The organism is Streptomyces lancefieldiae (assembly GCF_031845825.1).
GTDB lineage: Bacteria > Actinomycetota > Actinomycetes > Streptomycetales > Streptomycetaceae > Streptomyces > Streptomyces lancefieldiae.
In genome coordinates this window covers 1-1421 of sequence record NZ_JAVRFH010000208.1, presented here as the reverse complement: position 1 = coordinate 1421, position 1421 = coordinate 1, and the positions used below count along the sequence as shown (strand labels likewise).

Annotated in this window: 3 protein-coding genes; all 3 read left to right on the top strand. The window is 69.0% G+C overall.

The genetic code is table 11. The features are described from left to right. Nucleotides 1–485, top strand: a 485-nt coding sequence (locus RM812_RS41655) for an Eco57I restriction-modification methylase domain-containing protein (RefSeq protein WP_394816607.1), incomplete at its 5' end; no start/stop codon positions are given. Between the two features lie 196 nt (nt 486–681). Continuing rightward, on the top strand, nt 682–918 hold the full coding sequence (locus RM812_RS41650; RefSeq protein WP_007490795.1) for a hypothetical protein: 237 nt from the start codon (nt 682–684) through the stop codon (nt 916–918). Next, on the top strand, nt 915–1253 hold the full coding sequence (locus RM812_RS41645) for a hypothetical protein (RefSeq protein WP_030590007.1): 339 nt from the start codon (nt 915–917) through the stop codon (nt 1251–1253). The genes RM812_RS41650 and RM812_RS41645 overlap by 4 nt, the downstream gene beginning before the upstream one ends. Nucleotides 1254–1421 lie beyond the last annotated feature (168 nt).

The following is a 1421-nucleotide window of genomic DNA, read 5'->3' as shown; positions in this document are numbered from 1 at the left end:
GCGTCGTCGGGAACCCGCCCTACATCACGGTGGCCGACGCCCAGCAGCGCGATCTGATCCGCAAGGCGTATCCGCGTGTGGCCGCAGGGAAGTTCCCGCTGGCGCTGCCGTTCTGTGAACTCATGTTCTCCCTCGCGGTCCCCGGCGGGCATGTCGCGCAGCTGACCTCGAACGCGTTCATGAAGCGGGAGTTCGGTCGCAAGTTCGTCACCGAGTATTTGCCCCAGTTCGATATGCGGTGGGTCATTGACACCTCCGGGGCGTACATCCCTGGCCACGGCACGCCGACGGTCATCCTGTGCCATCGCGTACGCCCACCCCAGGGCGACACGGTGATCACGGTCCGGGGGGTTCAGGGTGAGCCGGCGATCCCGGCGGACCCGGCCCGGGGAAAGGTGTGGTCGGCGATCGCCGAAGCCGTTCGCCGCAGGCTTGCCGAGGACCGGCTGAAGGAAGCCCTCGCCCATCCCCGTTGGATTGCATAATTGGATTTATGGCGGTAGGCTTGTGTTGTGACGGTGACCCGCAGTCCGATGCGGTCGCCGCGTTCCACCGACACGGCCAGGCGCCGTCCGGTCGCCCGACTTCCGGAGAACCATGTCCGTACCTTTTCCAGGCCGTGAGCGCACAGTTGTCCAGGCGCGCCGTGGCACCTCACGCCGCTCGGGCCATGGGCTGGCCGTGACGGCAGCCGCCGCCACCGGGGCGGGCATGACGGCTCAGGCGGCCACCGGCATCACCCCGGCACGGTTCGCCGACGGAGCCGTCACCGTCGACTTCCTGGCGCGCGCCGCGATGCACTCGGCGTACGGGCTCGCCATCGTCAGCGCCACGGCGCTCGCAGCCGTCACCACCGCGGTGCGGCGGCGGAAGCGCCCGCAGCCGTCGTCTCCCAGTAGCTACAAGGATCTGCCATGACCATTTCGCCCACCACCGCGAGCGCCCCGACGCAGCGCACCGATTCGGCCGAGGGCCGTACCGGGCGCGGCCGCGGGTTCATACGACAGGCCCTGGACGCAGGTATCCACCCGGCGACCCGGCGCCCGCTCCAGGCCGGACAGCACTGCGGAGGCTGTGCTCATCTCCAGATGAAGAAACTTGCCGACGACTCGCGGCACTTGAAGTGCGCTCTGGTGATCGGCACGGGCCGCCGGAACGGCGGTCCCGACCTCCACAAGGAGACCCCGGCGTGCGTCGCCTTCGAGGCCGCGCCCCTGGCGCCGACCAACGACGGCACGCGAGAGACCTCATGAATCCGATCACGGTCGCCGAGTTGCGCGCCGACTGGCACGACGCCCCCGACTTGAGCAGCGAACAGAGGCAAGTGCTCGGGCAATTGGCCGAGACGGACTTGCAAGAGGCTCTCGGCGCGGCTTTCCGGCGGCACGAGGACACGTACTTCCGGATCCTCGACTCGACCC